Genomic DNA, 15,470 nt, shown 5'->3' on the forward strand with positions numbered 1-15,470 from the left:
AGAGGGAGTTCAAAATCGTCAATGCTTCTTGCTCATATTGATCGCACTAGGGTGAGGGGGTGACTACGACCTTCGACAAAGGACTCGCGCTCCTCCACGCGGTGCTCGCGGCGGAACTGGGCCCGGCCGGCTACCCCGGCAACGCCCACCTGGCCGAGCAGGTCGGCCTGGACCAGACACAGGTCTCCCGCATGCTCAAGGACCTCGCGGCAGCGAAACTCGTCGAACGGGACGAACAGGGACGGGGCTGGCGCGTCGGCCCCGGGTACTTCGCACTCGCCGAGGCAGCGGGCGACCGGCAGTTGCTCGTCCCGGCCAGGCCGCTGCTGCGCGGTCTCGTGGCCCGCTGGCACGAACCCGCCTGGCTCTCGGTGCGCTCCGGGGACATGGCGCTCACCGTGGAGGCCCAGCTCAGCCACTGGTCATCCAATGTCGCGGCGAACCTCGGCGCCCGCCTGCCGATCTGGTGCACCGGCGCGGGGCGGGCCCTGCTGCTCGACCACTCCGAGGCGGAGCTCGGCCGGCTGCTCACCGACGTCGATTTCGTCGGCGGCGGACCGCGAGCAGCCCGCGACACCGCGGCGCTCGCGCGCTACAACGCCGCCGCGCGGGTGGAAGGTGTGGTGATCGCGGACCGGGAGTTCGAGCACGACGTCGTCGACTTCTCCGCACCGGTCCGGGACGGAGCCGGAGGCATCGTGGCAGCGGTCAGCCTCGCCGTGCCACGGTTCCGGCTGGCCGGCCGTTGCGCCGAGGTCGCCGCGTCCGTCCGGGAGGCCGCCCACGCACTGGAGGTCAGGGCCGCCGGCCGAGCAGAGCGGACAGCCGGCCGGCCAGCTCCGTGATCACCTCGCCGTGCCGCTGCGCAAGCGGGGCGAGCCGCTCGGACGGCCCCTGCGTGTGGAGGGCGCAGACGATCTCACCGGTGAAGTCCCGGACAGGTGCGGCCACCGCGAACACGCCCGGCTCCGACTCCCCGTCCACGACGGCGTAGCCCCGCTGCCGGGCCGCGATCAGGCGCGCCTCGAATTCGGCGACATCGGCCGGTGCGGCAGGCCCAAAAGCCACGAACTCCGTGTCGGCGAACACGATCTCGAGCTCCTCCCGACCGGAGTCCCACAGCAGCGCCTGCCCTGCGTCGTCGCAGTACAGCGGGTATGAACGCCCCACCCAGGACAGACCCGTCGGAACCTCCTCCAGGAATGCCACCGACCCGTCCCCGCGCAACTCGGCCAGGAAGGCGCTCGCCCCCGTCGCCTCCGCCGCTTCCCGCAGAAACTGCGGCCCCTCCCGCAGCAGACGTGCCCTGACCGTGCGGGTCGCCAGGCTGTACAGCTGCCAGCTGAGGTCATAGGCCAGGGTGTGCTCGTCACGGACGGCCAGCTCGGCGGCTTCCAGGCTGTTCAGCGTGCGGGCGACCTGAACCCGGTTGCGGCCGAGCCGGTCGGCGAGCACGGTCGCCGTCGCCGGGCCTGCGTCGTCGGCCATCGCGAGCAGCACGTCGAGCCCGCGGCTCAGACTCTTGACGGTTCCAGCACTCACCCCCCGATGGTATCGACAACCGTCCGCGGGGACTCCGCCCCCCAAAGCGATGGCGTCCCGCGCCGACACATGGCAGATACGTGCTGCAATGGGTGAATGAAGTTTGAGCATGACAACATGGTCGGTGTCCGCCTGGCCGTCTCGTTGGTGAATCTTGAGGCGGGTGGCTCGTGGCGGGCCGGGGCCCTGGAGCAGGTCCTTGAGCGTCACGCGATCCGTCGCCCACGTGTCACCGGTTCGGCCGGAGAGGAGATCAGGGCCTGGTCGCGCCGGTTGCGACCCGTTTTCGAGGCTGTCTCGCAGGGCGAACGGTGCGAGACGATCAACGCCCTGCTCGCCGACGGTGCCGGAAGGGTCTATCTGACCACGCACGACGGGTTGCGGCCGCATCTGCACTTCACGCCGGACGGCAAGGACGTGCAGAGCCGGGTGCGCGCGGTGACCGCGGGAGCGCTGGCCATCTTCGCCGTGGAGGCCGAGGGCCGGAGGCTGGGTGTGTGCGCGTTGGATACGTGTCGAACCGCTTTCGCCGACACCAGCCGCAATGGTCGCCGCGCCTACTGCTGTGCTCGCTGCGCCAACACCGATGCGGTCCGCCGCCACCGTGTGAAGCAGGGCTGAAAGCGGCCCCGGCCGCGGGTCCGAGGGCCCGCGGCCGTCAGGTGGGAACCAGGGTCGCGACAAGTGGGACGGCGGCGAGGCCCAGGAGCGTCTGCGTCGCGGTGATGCCGGCCATCATCGGTGCGTCTCCTCCGAGCTGTCTGGCCATGATGTACGAGGACGACGCCGTGGGCAGGGCCTGGAAGAGCACGGCGACGAGCAGCGCCGACGCCCCGAGGCCGGCCGACCGGGCCACCAGGAAGGTCACGGCCGGCAAGAGGGCGAACTTCGCGGTCGAGGACATGACGATCGGGCCGGTCCACGCGCGTGCCTGGCCGAAGCGCAGCGCGGCGCCGATGCACAGCAGTCCCAGCGGCATCGATGCGGCTCCCAGCGACTGGAGTGCCGGCTCGATACCCGGTGGCAGAGCCAGGTCCAGGGCCTGGAGGAGGCCGCCTGCGACGCAGGCGAGGATGAGTGGATTGGTCACCAGCTGCCGGGCGATGTCCATCGGGCTCAGGCGGGCGCCGCCGAACCGGGCAAAGACCAGGACGCACAACACGTTGACCGTGGGTACGATCGTGGCATTGCAGACCGCGGCAATGGCCACGCCCCGAGTGCCGTACAGGCCGGAGGCGATGGTGACGCCGATATAGTTGTTGAATCTGATGCTGCCTTGGAAGACCGAGGTGAAGCCGTCGCCGGGCAGCCGCATCAGCGGCCGGAAGGCGACGACCACCACGGCGACCACCACGGTGGAGACGGTCAGCACCGCTGCCAGTGTTCTCACCGGAAGGTCATGGGTGTCGGCCGCTGCCAGGCCGTGCAGGAACAATGCCGGCAGCAGCACCCGGTAGCCCAGGCGCTCGGCCCCGGACCAGAAACTCTCGCCCTGGATCATCCACCGTTTGAGGGCGAAACCCAGCCCGATCAGCAGGACGACGGGCATCAGAGCCCTGAGTGTCAGTGCGATCACGAGGCGGCCTCGTCCAGGACATCGACGACGGCGCGGCAGCCCTCTTCCAGTGCGGCGATGTCGGTGGTGAAGGAGAACCGCAAAGGGCCCGGTGCCCCGACCCGCCGGCCGATCATCGTGTACGCCTTGGAAACGCCGTCGACGAGCAGGAACCGCTCCCACGGATCCGGCGCGACCTGCGCGGGGCCGATGTACTCCTGATCGTTGTAGCGGATGTGTGCGCAGATCTCGTCGGAAAGGACCGTCACCGCGGGATGCCGCCGCAACACCTCGGCGAGCGCCGCCAGTTCACCATGGCTGTAGGTGGCACCGGAGGGATTGCCGGAAGCGTTGGCGGGGCTGTGGCCCCGTACGCGGGCAACTGCCTCCTGGGCCGCAGCGATCACACGGCCGGGCGGGGCGAAGTCGGGCTCGCCGAGGGTGAGATCGACGATGTGACGGCCCTGCGCGCGATGCTCGGCCGCGCGGCGGGCCATCTCCGGGATGGGCGGTCCGGCGGACGTCACGAAGCGGCCGGTCACCATGCGTCCCTTCCGGAGAAGAACGGCATTCGCGCACGACCGGGGGTCAACACACGCCGCAGGCGCAGGTGTCCCCGGGCACCGAGTATCGAAGTGGGCATGAAGACAGACTGATGTAATTGCACGGGGCACTACAACCATTACACGGCAGGCTCAGAAGCGGCGCGCGACAAGAGTCGGGCCCGCAGGTGGACGGGTCCACCAGCGCAGCAAGGCTGTGCGCGAGCGCCTTGCCTCCGGCAAGGAAGGGCTCTTCCCGGGAAACCTCTTCCCCGGCCGGAAGGTGGGCCCTGCACAGGCGGGTACACCAGCGTGATCTCGCGGTTCAGGCCGCTCTCGTCGACATCCGGGTACATGGACACCCCGCCGTCGGGCCACCGCACCAGGAGGTCATCCATGGCCTGCCAGGCCCGGCTCTCCCGGCGGGGAGACATGCAGGGAATCTCACGCCGCCAGGCGCGGCAGCGGGCGAAGTCCGTCATGGAGAAGGCCGGGTGGTAACCGAAGTTCTGCGGCAGGCAGCGGACCCGGAGATCCTGTGGGACCGGGACGGCGTCCTGGCCGGCCCCCTCGCCCAGCAGCCGCCGGCCGCTCCGGCGTTCGTCCCCAGTGGGTCGAGGGCCGGTTCCGGGTCTGGGTGCACTACGGCGCGACGAAGCCCGGCCGCGGGGAACTGTTCGAGACCATCGGCTTCCTCATCTACCTGCGCGAGACCGTGCTCGGCCCCTTGGCCGCCCGCCGAGTGGGCGCGATCCCCTGCGGTGTACGCCACCTGGAGACCATCGCACCCGAAGAAGCGCGCCCTGCGGGCAACGCTGTGCGGCTATGCCCTCATGAAGCAGGGCGGGCGCTCCTCGCCACCGTCGCTCTCCACCGCCGATGGCCCGATGCCGGTGGAGCGATCGTCGAACGGCGCCACCACGCCGAGAAGCTCGCCATGCAGCATCTCCACGACGTCGTCGATCAAGGACGCTGACCAAATATAACTGACACTCAGTCAACTGAATTGCCCCGCTGAGATTTTCGGAATCAGGGCCCGGCTCGTCCGTGTCAGCCGCGGAGCAGCTGCACTGGTGGCACCGGCGTATCGAAATCCGAAGCGGCCAGGACGCGCCCGGCCCCCGCCGGGATGCAAGGTCAGTAGCCGACAGTGAAGCGCTCGCCGATGTGCTGCGGACGTTCGACCTCGTCAAGGAGGGCGACGGCGTAGTCCTCGGTGGAAATGCGGCTGCTGCCGTCCGCGTCGACGACCAAGTCCTCCAGGGCAATGCGGTAGGCGCCGGTGCGCTCGCCCTGTGTGATCGTGGCGGCAGGGCTGAGGTTGGTCCACTTCACGTCGGTGACGGTGCGACAGAAGTCCAGGGCGTCGCCGTGGGCGTGCATGATCTGGAGCAGGAACTCCGGCAGGCCCTCGGCGTCCCAGACCTGCTTTCCGTCCGGCGTACGCAGGGAACCGGCACCGCCGACCAGGATGAGCCTGGGGGCGTCGGCACCAAGCGTGCGCAGGCCGGCGACCAGGGATTCGGCGGCGGGCTTGATGGTCGCGATGTGGCCCGGCCCGTCGCCACCGCCGACCGCACTGATCACGGCATCCTGTCCCTTGGCCACCTCGGCAACGGACGCCGGGTCCAGGACGTCGCCGGTGACCACGGACAGGTCGGGGTCGGTCCGGGTGAACTTCGCCGGGTCCCGCACGACCGCCGTCACCCGGTGGCCGCGCCGCAGCGCCTCATCCAGGACGCGGGATCCGATGGTGCCGGTCGCACCGAACAAGGCGATCTTGGACACGTGCCGCTCCCGCTTCGGTTGATCATCCGAGGGAGTCCGCAGGGTAACGAAACATCCTGCGCCGAGCACGACCCATCGGCCCCAACCGGCCGAATCGACCCCATCGGACGACACCGTCCGCCCCGGGCCGACCGCTTGGGCCGACTCGGCGTTGCCGCCTCGCCTCTTCGGAAGGGGCGTCCCGGCAGCGCGCCCGGTCCGGTTCATTGCCAGGGCTGATGCCGGATGTGGATGACGTCCATGCCTGCGGCCACGGCTGCCGCGACGCCGCCGTCGGTGTTCTCGTGTGCGAGGCAGGCATGGGGTGTGACGCCGAGGAACAGGGCGGCAGGCACCGTCATGGGTACCGGACGTCGTCCATCGCCTCCCGCAGCCCGGTCGCCACCTCCCTGAGCAGGGGAAAACATCGTCAGTGTCTTTGGGATCCAGGGACTGTCCGCGCTCGCTCCCGGTACTGCGGTTCATGGCCGCGTGCGTTGTCGACGGCGGTCACGCGTTCGCAAGAAGCACGTGAAGTGCCTGTCGAAGGACTTCCTCCGGGTCGTGCGGGGCGCGCCTCAGCTCCTCGTACACCGGCGCCACGCTCGCGTCACCCGGGGTCCGGGGTTCCAGCCGAGCAACTCGGTGGGTGATGGCGCTTCCAATGACGAGGTTGGTCGCCGAGTACGCGATCGACAGTGGCGCGGCTGCGCCTGACCTGCCAAGTCGCTCGGAGAGACATTCCGAGAACGCAAGGTAGGCCGGCCCTCGTGGAGGACGCATGGCGATGACCTGGACAGCCCACGGGTGCTCGAGAAGATGGCGGTACAGCGACAGCAGGATCTCCGACGCTTCCTCTTCACGGACAGCGCGCTGAACCACGCCATCACGTTCCAGGGCGTGGTCGAGCGCCAGGTCGAGTGCGTCCGAGATGCCGTTGATGCGCGAGTACAGGCTTGCCGGTGCCGTTTCCAGTGCGTTCGCCAACGCGCGAAGCGAAAGCCCGTCAATCCCCGAAACATCCAGGATGCGTACGGCCGCGCGCGCGATGGCCTCCGGATCGAGAGCCCGGACGCGCCTCACAGGTCTGGCGTGCTCCCAGTAGCTCATGCCCCTCCTCACCTCTCCTTAAGCGATCACTGTTAGTTTAGTGGCATGATCGACGCAGCCCTGCTCCCCATCAGTGATGGCCTTCGAACACTCCGCCCCCTGTCCTCTCACGACGCCGAGCGGTACGCCGCCGGAACCCAGGATCCACTCGTACGGAAGTACGGACACCTGCCTGAACCGGAGTACACCCCTGAGAGCGTGACCCGTCTCGCCGACGACGTCGTTCCTCAAGGCCTCCAAGCCGGAGACCTCGCAGTGCTCAGCATCGTCGACGACGCGGACACGTTCCTCGGCAGCCTGGTGCTCTTCGATGTCACGGACAGGACCGCCGAAGTCGGGTTCTGGCTCCACCCCGACTCGAGGGGCCTGGGCCACTCGGCCGCGGCGCTGGAACTCGCGGTGGTGTTGGGGGTCCGCAGTGGCCTGAGCGAACTGACGGCACGCACCTCGACCAGCAATCTTTCGTCCCAGCGATGCCTGGAGCGCGGCGGATTCAACCGGACAGGGACCGACGTCGACCGCACGCCCTCCGGCGAACGCATTGAACTCGCGCACTACCAGCGGCACCTGAGGTAACTGCCCACTCCAGGGGAAGCCACGACCACGGGGCCGGGACGGCCCCCGGAAGCGATGACCGCAGGGCCGGGGCAACCCGCCAACCCTTCGGTGGCGAACCACTCCGCGCGGTCGCCCATCACCACTGGGTCCGCCGCCGGCCCGCTCCGGACGGTTGCGGGGACGACGGTCGTCCGGAGCGGGACCTCGGCCGGTGGGTCACCGGGCAGCAGGACGGGCGGGCAAAGCCCACGCCCGCCCGCGGTGAAGTGTGTCAGCGGCGGGCGTACCGGGCGGTGACCACGGCGGCCAGGGGAGCGAGAGCGAACAGTCCGAACATCCAGCGCGCGGTGCTTTGCAGGTCGCCGGTGCCCACGCTGTCGGAGAACCCGACGACGTTGGCGACCGTCCCCGCGAGCGCCGATCCGAACGCCGTCGCGGCGAGCTGGATCGTCGTGACGGAGGAGCCCGCGAGTTCTTGGTCCTCGTCCGGCGCCAACCGCAGGACCCGGGTGAGCAGATGAGGCCACCCCATGCCGATCCCCCAGCCCAGCACGAGCAGTCCGAGGCTCACCGCCGCAATCGTCGCGACCGAGCCCGAGTGCACCGGACCGGCGAAGAAGAGTACGGCGAGTCCGGCCAGGGTGAAGACCGGACTGATGCCGATGATCGATCGGCTGCGGTGGGACATGCCGCTGCACGCGATCGAGCCGAGCGTCCAGCCGGCGGCCAGGACGGCGCCCAGATAGCCGGCCGCGAGCGGCCCGAGCCCCTGCAGCCGCTGCCCGAAGTAGGGGATGTAGACCTCCACCGTGCTGGAGATCACCAGCAGTGCCATGGTGAGGTAGACGAACCGCAGCCGCGCGTCGGGGCCGAACGCGGTGGCCGGGATGAGCCGGAGCGTCGTACGGCGCTCACGGCGCAGCCAGCCGGCGAGCAGCAGCGCCGCCACCAGGAGGCCGGCGGCGTTGACCGCGAGCCGGGACGAGATGCTGGCCGCGGAGATGACCAGCACGGCCAGGCCGAGCAGGCTCACACTCGTCCAGGGAATCCGCGGGGTCGCTCCGCCCGTCCTTCCCTTGGGCAGGCGCATCGCCCCCCAGAAGCCGAAGAACAGCAGGAACGGCAGCAGGCCCCAGAAGGCGTTGCGCCAGGCGTCGAGTTGGGCGCAGATGCCGCCAAGGGCGGGGCCTACGAGCGTCGCGACTCCCCACATGGCGGAGACGAGCGCCATGGCGCGGGGCCACAACGCCTCGTGCAGGGTGATCCGGACCATGGCGTAGGACAGGGCGAAGAGCAGGCCGCCCCCGAGGCCCTGGACAAGTCGTCCGGCCAGCAGGACCACCATGTTGGGAGCCAGCGCGCAGACGGCGGAACCGGCCGCGAGCAGGAGGGCCGCGAACCGGTAACTCGAGCGCGGGCCGCGGGCCCCGAGTACGGCGGCCGCGCCCGCCGACCCGAGCACAGACGCGAACACGAAGACCGTGGTCGCCCAGGCGTACAGGTCGGCACCACCGATGTCGTCGACGACCGACGGCATGATGGTCGTCGCCAGGTAGACGTTCACTGCGTGCAGGGCGACACCGGCGGCGAGCGTGACGGCGACGGGTCCGTATTCGCGGCCGAACAGCGCTCCCCATCCGGCCTCCGACGCGGTTGGTTTCCCGCTGGTAACGGTCATGATCAGCCTCTCAAAGTTATGTTACGAGTCGACCCGTAACATAACCTTAGACTGGCGGAATGAGGCAAGCGAAACAAGCCCCTGGCGGCCGGGCCCCGGGCGGACGGCCACGCGACGCGGCCATCGACCGGGCGATCCTCGACGCGGTGCTCGAACTCCTCGACGAGGTCGGTTACACCCGGCTCACCATCGAGGCCGTGGCGCGCCGCGCCGGTACGACGAAACCGGCGATCTACCGGCGTTGGGGCACCTTGCCGAACCTGGCACTCGACGCCCTGACCGCACGCCTGGGCCGGCTCAAGGCGCCCAGCACCGACTGCACGATCTGCGATCTCAGCGACGCGATCAAGCTGTACGTCGCCGCATTCCAGCGCATGCCGCCGGAGGCGCTCGCCTCGCTGCTCGCCGACTGCGGAGAAGATCCGCAGCGGCGGGAGGCCTTCATGGCCGCCCTGTTCGACCCGCCACGGGCCGCTGTCGGCCACGTGCTCGACGGCGCTCTCGCCCGCGGGGACCTGCGCGACGACACCGATCGCGACCTGCTGCTCGATCTGCTCGCTTCACTCGTCCACTACCGCGTTCTGTTCGGTCACGCCGTGACCAGCGACGACGTGGTGGAACAAGCCGTGCACACCCTGCTGCGCGGAGTCGCCGTCGACTACCCGAAGCTGGTGCAGATCAGCCGCAAGAAGGAGGGGGATCCGCAGATCCACCACCGTCACGCGTGAGCACGGTGGCCCGGGGCTGTTGAACGGTCCCGGTTTCCGAAGGAATCCTCGAAGGCTCTGCGGGGCCGGGCGGCCCCGCAGAGCGAGCTTCGAAGGACAAGCCTTTTGCGGGCCTGCCTACGGCTGCAACGCGATGCCGGCCTCGCGGAGCAGGGCGGCGAGGTCGTCCGGGATCGGCATGGGAGTGTTGATCCCGACCCGGGTGCGGCCGGTGTTGCCGTCCGGGTACTTCCCGGCCGCGGAACCGGGAGCGGCGACCACCAGGCGCACCACCTGGCCGAGCATCTCCCACACGTCGCGGTCCTGAAGGGCGAGACGGAACATCACGCCGTGGGTGCGGGTATGGGGCCAGGGCCAGGGCTGGGACAGGATGTGAGCCCGTTCCACGGCCCGCCACCGCTGTGCCGTGGGCCCTGAGGCGCGGGCCGCGGCCATCTCGGCGGTGAACGCTTCGAACAGGGCGGGCGGCATGGGAGAGCGTCGGGACACTGCAGACCTCCAGTAAACAGTTCAGGATCTTCGGGGTCGAGGAAGAAACCGGGTGCGGCCTTCCTCGTCTCGTCGTTCTTCTCGGCTTGTTCACCGAGTCGGGCAACGCGCTGGAATCGGCCGACGACACCGTTCGCGCGTCCGTGCTCGCCCGCTCCGAACGTCCCGCTGACGGGGTTTCAGGAGCACCGGGCGACAGGAATCAGTGCTCGTGCGGGCCGGGGCGGTGGACGGGGCCGTGGGGTTCTTCGCGGTGGCCGGCTCCGACGCCGATGAGTTCGGCGTGCCGCGCGTGGTCGACCTGGAGGGTGCTGTGGGTGATGCCGTAGTCCGAGGCGAGGAACCGCTCGAGGTTCCGGCGCGTGGTGTGGCAGTCGGCCTCGTCGTCGACCAGGACGTGTGCGGACAGCGCGTTCTGACCGGAGGTGATCTGCCAGACGTGCAGATCGTGGATCTCGACCACCGGCGGCTCGTCGGCGAGACGGTCGCCCAGGGTGTCGGGGTCGATGTGTACGGGGGCCGCCTCCAGGAAGACGCGGCCGGATTCCCTGATGAGGCCGTAGCCGGCCTTGGCCATCAGGGCGACGACGACCAGGGTCGCGATGGCGTCCGCCTGGACGAAGCCGGTGAGTACGACGACCAGACCGGAGACCGCGGTGCCGATGAAGGCGAAGAGGTCGTTGAGGATGTGCTGGTAGGCGCCTTCGACATTGAGCGAGCTGCGGTTCGCCCTGGAAAGGCACACGGCCGCGACGACGTTGACGGCGATGCCCACGAGTGCGGTCACGAGGACCAGACCGCCCTCGACTTGTGGCGGATCGATCAGGCGCTGGACGGCCTCGTAGGCCAGCCAGGCCCCGAGGAGGAGCAGGGACAGCCCGTTGAGCTGCGCGGAGAGGATCTCGGCCCGCTTGAGGCCGTAGGTGAAAGCGCCCTTGGCCGGCTTGGCGGCGAGTCGCATGGCGATCAGGGCGAACACGATCGACGCCGCGTCGGTCAGCATGTGGGCCGCGTCGGAGAGGAGCGCCAGGGACTTGGCGGCGATGCCGACGACGACCTCGATGGCCATGAATCCGCCGATGATTGCCAGCGCCAGCGTCAGCCAGCGGCGGTCGGCATCGGCCGACACCCCGTGCGAGTGACCGCCGGGCCCGTGCCCGTGGTCATGTCCGTGCGCCCGGTCGTGTCCGTGACCGTGGCCATGTTCGTGCTTGTTTCCGTGATCGTGTCCGTGGTCGCGTTTCATGCTCATCGCCGGTCCTCCCCGGTGGTAGCGGTGGTGACTCAGCAGAGTGAAACGCATATGGCGCATCCATGGCAAAGGCCGCATTGGTGACCGTTGTCATCACCATGAAGAAACGCTCTGACCTGCGAAAATGCCGTCAGCGAGGGCTTGCGGGACCGGCCGCCCCCGGCCACCCACCCGCACGTGATTCCCTTGCGGTACGCGCTTGACCGGCGGATGCCCTGCATCGACCGAGACACCACGACACCCGCGTCCCGCACCGACGAAAACGAGCACGTCGAACACCCGAAGAATCGAAATGCACTGCTTGGAAAGGAAGTTGACGAGCTATCAAAATGACGCTGACTACGGGCTGTTGATCTGGCCCGGCCCATGGATCCGCCCTTCGGCGAGAGACCGGGAGGCGGTCTTCCCCTTCCGGGAGTTGCTGAGGGCGGATCAGCCGGGTGGCGTCGATGGCGCCCAGCCGTGCGGTCTCCCAGGGGTGCAGCCGCGTTGGTCACGCAGTTGCACGGGGCCGCTCCTGGACGCCACCGAACGCGTCATCCTCCCCGTGTCACCGCCCTGTCCTGCAGGGCGGTTCGCTACGGTGTCGCTTCGCACACGGGGGCAACGGCCCGCTGTGCGGCCCGTGGGCGGAGCGCGACCATGCCGAGCCATCCGGTGAGCAGAGTCGCGAGTGCCGCAGGGACGATCGCCCACCCGGCGAGGTCGCCCGCGTCGGTTCCGGCCGCGAGCAGGCTGCTGCCCGCTGCGGCTCCGGCGGCGGAGCCGAGGTAGGTCGCGGCCATCTGGAACGCGACGATCTGCATGGCCTGTTCGGGCCGGTCGCCGGTGAGCGCCTGTTGCAGGGTGGGCACGCTCGACCACCCGGCCGCACCCCACAAGGTCGCCGCCACGAGCCACGCGACCGGGGACGCGAACAGCCATATCGCGGCGAAGCCGGCCAACAGCACGAGGGGCAGGGCGATCAGCAGCGCGCGGGGCCCGAAAGCGTCCAGCGGCCTGCCGACCAGAGCGGCGCCGGTGACACCGCCGATCCCCCACGCCCACACGAGCGCGAAGCCCCACCCCTGAAGCCCTTGCTCCTCCGCCATCGGCAGCAGGTAGGTGTAGAGCCCGAGACTCGCCACTCCGAGCAGGAACGCCGCCACGACTCCTACGGCCGCCTTCGCCGAGCGCAGCACGCCGAAAACGGGGCCGCGCACGCCGGGCAGCGGCGGAATGGAACGTGCCGTGGCAGCCAGGGCAACCATGCTGAGGATGCCGACGGCGACGACCAGCCCCATCGTCCACCGCCAGTTCAGCCGGTCGCCGATGAGCATCCCGAGGGGCACTCCGGCGACCGTTCCGGTGGACAGGCCGAAGGTCACCATCGCCATCGCCCGCCCCCGTTCGTGGTCGGCGACCATTGCGGCGGCGGTGGCGGTCGCGACCGCGGTCAGTACCCCCGCGCCTGCGCCGGCAATCACCCGGGAGGCGAGGAAGACCTCGATCCCGGGCGAGACCATGGTGATGAGGTTGCCCAGATTGAACACCCCCAGCGCGATCAGCAACGCGCCGGCGGTGCCGCCACGCGTGAGCATCCCCGACAACAACGGTCCGGCCAGCGCGTAGGCGGCGGTGAAGGCCGTCACCCCGAGACCCACCATCGCCGCGGTCGTGGTCAGGGAACCCGCGATCGAAGGCAGCACTCCCGCCAGGACATAGGCGTCGATCCCCAGCGCGATCGAGGCCGCGACCAGCGGCCACACCCGGCGGATCATGCGCCCTCCCCTGCGGGGGCGGAGTCCTCGTATCCGCTCAGCACCGTGTCGATCAGGCCCGGGAAGCGGGTTTCCAGGTCATCGCGGCGCAACCGGATCATGCACTTGCGGCCCTCCGCGCGGACGAACACGACCCCGGACTCACGCAGGAGGCTGGTGTGATGCGTCAGCGTCGACCGGGGCAGATCGGGCCCCAGCTCGATGCTGTCGACCTCACCGCGCTCTGCGAGCATCCGCACCATCGAGAGCCTCAGCGGCTCGCTCAACGCGAACAACACCCGAGGAATCGCGATCTCCTCGGTCTCAGGATGCTCGTACACCCGTGGCGGTGACATCTCGGAACCACCTCTCATCGTTCGAAAATTCTCGCACGATAATAGTGCGAGAATTCTCGAACGATCAAGTCGGCCGATTCGCGCCTGCTTCAGGGGCTCGGAACGGCGCAGAGGGCCGGGCAGGTGACGCCATTTGCGCTCCGCCACACGAAGGCACACGCGCCGCCCAACACACCTGCGTGATCAGAACGTCGGCCATCAGCCCAACAGCCCCGACCACGCACGAGGTTGTCAGGGGTTGCGGTCCGGCATCGGCTCGGGCAGACCTGCGTACCAGCCCTGGACGGCAAGCCAGCATCCGGCCGGCGTCATGGCTACGCTCTCTTCCTCCGAGGAAGGCCATCATCATCAGGTCCAGGGTCTTGGGCTGATGGGGGCAGGTTGCCGGGGCGGCACGACGGCGTCGATGACGAGGATGCGTCCGCCGGGTGCCATGGCCTGTCGGCAGTTGCGCAGGATCGTGGCTGACTGCTTGTCGTCCCAGTCGTGGAAGATGCGCTTGAGGAAGTAGCGGCCTCCTGCCGGGACCGACGAGAAGAAGCCGCCCTCCGACAGTGACCAGCGGTCGGCGACATCCTCCTGGTCGAGAAAGGCCGATTCGGTGCCAGACAGCCCGCCACGGCACTCGTAGGATTGCCTGGATGCCCAAGCCGATACGGATGAACCACCGCTCGCGGACTGCCGCGTGGGCGGTGCTGTGCGCGGCCGGTCTCGCAGCCACCGCCGGACTGAACGCTTCCTCGGCACCGGACCCGCAGCCCGAGAATTCCGTCAGTGCCGAGTGCGCCGAGCTCATCGCGGGCATCGAGAAGCAGCTGGCCAAGGTCAAGCAGAAAGGCACGGGAGAGGAAGTGCTGGCCTTCTCGCGACTCCGGATCGGCACCGAGGACGACTGCGATGACGATCTCCGTAACCACTTCCGTGGCGATCAGTGAGCCGCCGTACCCGGCTCGCCGCGATGACCGGGCTTGTCCTCATCGGCGCCGGGGCAATCATCGCCCTGGGCGCCACGTCGAAACCGAAGCCGCCGCCCACGCCGCCGCGGGTGTACTCCTCCTGCCTGGCGGCAGACACCAAGCCGGTGTCTGCGGACGACGACCCGTGCGACGGCCGCTGAAGGCCGAGCCCTTCGTGAGCGCCCTCGCCGAACCTCTCCTGCCCGTCTCCACGCCGGTGGGAGCTGATGCGGTGGTGGGTGACCACAGGTCTGGCCCGCTTCACCCGATGACGGCCGCGGAAGCAGGTCGTCGCGTCACGGCCGGCTGCGATCCCGGCCGCATCTCCCCACTGCATCGACACGGTTCGGTAAGCGCCTCCCCGGGTGCGCGGCTCCGTGGCTCGACCGACGGCTCGCATGCGCTATAGTTGATCTTGCCGGTTCGCCGCAACACACAGCGACCGACAATGCGTTGGTGGTCCAAGGAAAGACGCCCCACTTCCCGTGGGGAAATGCAGGTGCAAGGCCTGCCCAGCGCTCGCTCACGAAGCCCCTTCCCGACGAGGGAAGGGGCTTCGCCATGTTCCTCCGAGGTGACGCCCGGAGAGCGGAACCTGGACCCTGCCGCCTTCTCCACCGACGGAAAGCGACAGCTCCTGCTGTGCGGGGGGCGATGAGCGAGCACGGGGGGCCGCGCCCACCACTGGAGAGGAATCCCGATTACTGGAGAGGAATCTCGATGCCCCGTTCGCTTTCGGGGCGGGGGCCGAAGATCCTCCGGTCGGCCCCGTCGATCCGCACGTCGTTGACACTGGCCTCGCGCCGTTCCATCAGTCCTCGCGGATCGAACTGCCACAGCTCGTTGCCGTAGCTGCGCCACCACTGGCCGGCCGCGTCGTGCCACTCGCACTGGAACCGGACCGCGATGCGGTTCCCGCGGAATCCCCACAGGCTCTTGCGCAGGGCGTAGTCGAGTTCCCGCTCCCACTTGGCGGTCAGGAAGCGGACGATCTCCTCGCGCCCCGTCACGAACAGATCCCGGTTGCGCCAGGCCGAATCGGGTGTGTAGGCCGACGCCACGCGGTGCGGGTCGCGGGTGTTCCACGCGTCCTCGGCCGCTTGCACCTTCTGGAGCGCGGTCTCTTCGGTGAACGGCGGGAACGGTGGTCGGGACTCGCTCACAGATATCCCCCTCAAGGAGAACGTTCGTTCTCAAC

At 69.2% G+C, this 15,470-nt stretch carries 20 protein-coding genes; 7 read left to right on the forward strand and 13 right to left on the reverse strand.

The window, feature by feature from the left end; translation table 11 throughout:
• Positions 1–59: 59 nt before the first annotated feature.
• Positions 60–845 (forward strand): IclR family transcriptional regulator, encoded by a 786-nt coding sequence (locus tag OCT49_RS35485; protein ID WP_283856277.1) that lies wholly within the window; start codon positions 60–62, stop codon positions 843–845.
• On the opposite strand, the gene OCT49_RS35490 is transcribed toward OCT49_RS35485, so the two are convergent.
• Complete coding sequence (locus OCT49_RS35490) at positions 796–1,542, reverse strand: IclR family transcriptional regulator (RefSeq protein ID WP_283856278.1); 747 nt, start codon at positions 1,540–1,542, stop codon at positions 796–798. The genes OCT49_RS35485 and OCT49_RS35490 overlap by 50 nt on opposite strands.
• A gap of 117 nt (positions 1,543–1,659) precedes the next feature.
• Between OCT49_RS35490 and OCT49_RS35495 the strand changes: the two genes are divergently transcribed.
• The gene (locus OCT49_RS35495; protein WP_283856279.1) at positions 1,660–2,163 is read left to right on the forward strand and encodes a CGNR zinc finger domain-containing protein; all 504 of its coding nucleotides are present in this window, start codon (positions 1,660–1,662) and stop codon (positions 2,161–2,163) included.
• A gap of 37 nt (positions 2,164–2,200) precedes the next feature.
• Here OCT49_RS35495 and OCT49_RS35500 read toward each other — a convergent pair whose 3' ends face one another.
• Positions 2,201–3,091, reverse strand: coding sequence for an AEC family transporter (locus tag OCT49_RS35500; protein WP_283856280.1), 891 nt, complete (start codon positions 3,089–3,091; stop codon positions 2,201–2,203).
• 23 nt (positions 3,092–3,114) lie between these two features.
• Positions 3,115–3,642 carry an aminotransferase class I/II-fold pyridoxal phosphate-dependent enzyme gene (locus OCT49_RS35505; RefSeq protein WP_283856281.1) on the reverse strand — a complete coding sequence of 176 codons (528 nt, stop codon included), beginning with the start codon at positions 3,640–3,642 and terminating at the stop codon, positions 3,115–3,117.
• 634 nt (positions 3,643–4,276) lie between these two features.
• Between OCT49_RS35505 and OCT49_RS35510 the strand changes: the two genes are divergently transcribed.
• Positions 4,277–4,615, forward strand: a complete 339-nt coding sequence (locus tag OCT49_RS35510; RefSeq protein WP_283856282.1) for a hypothetical protein — start codon at positions 4,277–4,279, stop codon at positions 4,613–4,615.
• Positions 4,616–4,776: 161 nt separating this feature from the next.
• On the opposite strand, the gene OCT49_RS35515 is transcribed toward OCT49_RS35510, so the two are convergent.
• From OCT49_RS35515 to OCT49_RS35525, 3 genes are all read right to left on the reverse strand, one after another.
• Positions 4,777–5,427: an NAD(P)-dependent oxidoreductase gene (locus OCT49_RS35515; protein ID WP_283856283.1), complete on the reverse strand. Its 651-nt coding sequence runs from the start codon at positions 5,425–5,427 to the stop codon at positions 4,777–4,779.
• A 203-nt stretch (positions 5,428–5,630) separates the two neighbouring features.
• Positions 5,631–5,768 (reverse strand): hypothetical protein, encoded by a 138-nt coding sequence (locus tag OCT49_RS35520; protein WP_283856284.1) that lies wholly within the window; start codon positions 5,766–5,768, stop codon positions 5,631–5,633.
• Between the two features lie 148 nt (positions 5,769–5,916).
• Positions 5,917–6,516 (reverse strand): TetR/AcrR family transcriptional regulator, encoded by a 600-nt coding sequence (locus OCT49_RS35525; RefSeq protein ID WP_283856285.1) that lies wholly within the window; start codon positions 6,514–6,516, stop codon positions 5,917–5,919.
• A 45-nt stretch (positions 6,517–6,561) separates the two neighbouring features.
• On the opposite strand from OCT49_RS35525, the gene OCT49_RS35530 reads away from it, so the two are divergent.
• On the forward strand, positions 6,562–7,092 hold the full coding sequence (locus tag OCT49_RS35530; RefSeq protein ID WP_283856286.1) for a GNAT family N-acetyltransferase: 531 nt from the start codon (positions 6,562–6,564) through the stop codon (positions 7,090–7,092).
• 253 nt (positions 7,093–7,345) lie between these two features.
• Here OCT49_RS35530 and OCT49_RS35535 read toward each other — a convergent pair whose 3' ends face one another.
• A complete protein-coding gene (locus OCT49_RS35535) occupies positions 7,346–8,752 on the reverse strand; it encodes an MFS transporter (protein WP_283856287.1) in 1,407 nt (468 codons plus the stop codon).
• 59 nt (positions 8,753–8,811) lie between these two features.
• On the opposite strand from OCT49_RS35535, the gene OCT49_RS35540 reads away from it, so the two are divergent.
• Positions 8,812–9,480 carry a TetR/AcrR family transcriptional regulator gene (locus OCT49_RS35540; RefSeq protein WP_283856288.1) on the forward strand — a complete coding sequence of 223 codons (669 nt, stop codon included), beginning with the start codon at positions 8,812–8,814 and terminating at the stop codon, positions 9,478–9,480.
• 117 nt (positions 9,481–9,597) lie between these two features.
• Here OCT49_RS35540 and OCT49_RS35545 read toward each other — a convergent pair whose 3' ends face one another.
• The 5 genes from OCT49_RS35545 to OCT49_RS39945 form a co-directional block, all read right to left on the reverse strand.
• Complete coding sequence (locus tag OCT49_RS35545; RefSeq protein WP_283856289.1) at positions 9,598–9,969, reverse strand: DUF3703 domain-containing protein; 372 nt, start codon at positions 9,967–9,969, stop codon at positions 9,598–9,600.
• A gap of 202 nt (positions 9,970–10,171) precedes the next feature.
• A complete protein-coding gene (locus OCT49_RS35550; protein WP_283856290.1) occupies positions 10,172–11,221 on the reverse strand; it encodes a cation diffusion facilitator family transporter in 1,050 nt (349 codons plus the stop codon).
• A 578-nt stretch (positions 11,222–11,799) separates the two neighbouring features.
• Positions 11,800–12,981 carry an MFS transporter gene (locus OCT49_RS35555; RefSeq protein ID WP_283856291.1) on the reverse strand — a complete coding sequence of 394 codons (1,182 nt, stop codon included), beginning with the start codon at positions 12,979–12,981 and terminating at the stop codon, positions 11,800–11,802.
• A complete protein-coding gene (locus OCT49_RS35560) occupies positions 12,978–13,316 on the reverse strand; it encodes an ArsR/SmtB family transcription factor (protein WP_283856292.1) in 339 nt (112 codons plus the stop codon). Before OCT49_RS35560 ends, OCT49_RS35555 begins: the two co-directional genes overlap by 4 nt.
• Before the next feature lie 348 nt (positions 13,317–13,664).
• Positions 13,665–14,063, reverse strand: coding sequence for a methyltransferase (locus OCT49_RS39945; RefSeq protein ID WP_349632838.1), 399 nt, complete (start codon positions 14,061–14,063; stop codon positions 13,665–13,667).
• On the opposite strand from OCT49_RS39945, the gene OCT49_RS35570 reads away from it, so the two are divergent.
• Together OCT49_RS35570 and OCT49_RS35575 are read left to right on the forward strand one after the other, a co-directional pair.
• Positions 13,958–14,251, forward strand: coding sequence for a hypothetical protein (locus tag OCT49_RS35570; protein WP_283856293.1), 294 nt, complete (start codon positions 13,958–13,960; stop codon positions 14,249–14,251). The genes OCT49_RS39945 and OCT49_RS35570 overlap by 106 nt on opposite strands.
• Positions 14,248–14,433, forward strand: a complete 186-nt coding sequence (locus OCT49_RS35575; protein ID WP_283856294.1) for a hypothetical protein — start codon at positions 14,248–14,250, stop codon at positions 14,431–14,433. Before OCT49_RS35570 ends, OCT49_RS35575 begins: the two co-directional genes overlap by 4 nt.
• 540 nt (positions 14,434–14,973) lie before the next feature.
• Here the strand turns inward: OCT49_RS35575 and OCT49_RS35580 are convergent.
• Positions 14,974–15,435, reverse strand: a complete 462-nt coding sequence (locus OCT49_RS35580) for a nuclear transport factor 2 family protein (protein ID WP_283856295.1) — start codon at positions 15,433–15,435, stop codon at positions 14,974–14,976.
• Positions 15,436–15,470: the final 35 nt, after the last annotated feature.

Origin of the sequence: Streptomyces sp. ML-6 (assembly GCF_030116705.1) — a bacterium.
GTDB lineage: Bacteria > Actinomycetota > Actinomycetes > Streptomycetales > Streptomycetaceae > Streptomyces.

Excerpts from the sequence above, each read along its gene's own strand:
- OCT49_RS35495 (WP_283856279.1), top strand. The coding sequence starts at position 1,660 with ATGGTCGGTGTCCGCCTGGCCGTCTCGTTGGTGAATCTTGAGGCGGGT.
- OCT49_RS35500 (WP_283856280.1), bottom strand. The coding sequence starts at position 3,091 with ATGCCCGTCGTCCTGCTGATCGGGCTGGGTTTCGCCCTCAAACGGTGG.
- OCT49_RS35505 (WP_283856281.1), bottom strand. The coding sequence starts at position 3,642 with ATGGTGACCGGCCGCTTCGTGACGTCCGCCGGACCGCCCATCCCGGAG.
- OCT49_RS35520 (WP_283856284.1), bottom strand. The coding sequence starts at position 5,768 with ATGACGGTGCCTGCCGCCCTGTTCCTCGGCGTCACACCCCATGCCTGC.
- OCT49_RS35525 (WP_283856285.1), bottom strand. The coding sequence starts at position 6,516 with ATGAGCTACTGGGAGCACGCCAGACCTGTGAGGCGCGTCCGGGCTCTC.
- OCT49_RS35530 (WP_283856286.1), top strand. The coding sequence starts at position 6,562 with ATGATCGACGCAGCCCTGCTCCCCATCAGTGATGGCCTTCGAACACTC.
- OCT49_RS35535 (WP_283856287.1), bottom strand. The coding sequence starts at position 8,752 with ATGACCGTTACCAGCGGGAAACCAACCGCGTCGGAGGCCGGATGGGGA.
- OCT49_RS35540 (WP_283856288.1), top strand. The coding sequence starts at position 8,812 with ATGAGGCAAGCGAAACAAGCCCCTGGCGGCCGGGCCCCGGGCGGACGG.
- OCT49_RS35550 (WP_283856290.1), bottom strand. The coding sequence starts at position 11,221 with ATGAGCATGAAACGCGACCACGGACACGATCACGGAAACAAGCACGAA.
- OCT49_RS35555 (WP_283856291.1), bottom strand. The coding sequence starts at position 12,981 with ATGATCCGCCGGGTGTGGCCGCTGGTCGCGGCCTCGATCGCGCTGGGG.
- OCT49_RS35560 (WP_283856292.1), bottom strand. The coding sequence starts at position 13,316 with ATGTCACCGCCACGGGTGTACGAGCATCCTGAGACCGAGGAGATCGCG.
- OCT49_RS35570 (WP_283856293.1), top strand. The coding sequence starts at position 13,958 with ATGCCCAAGCCGATACGGATGAACCACCGCTCGCGGACTGCCGCGTGG.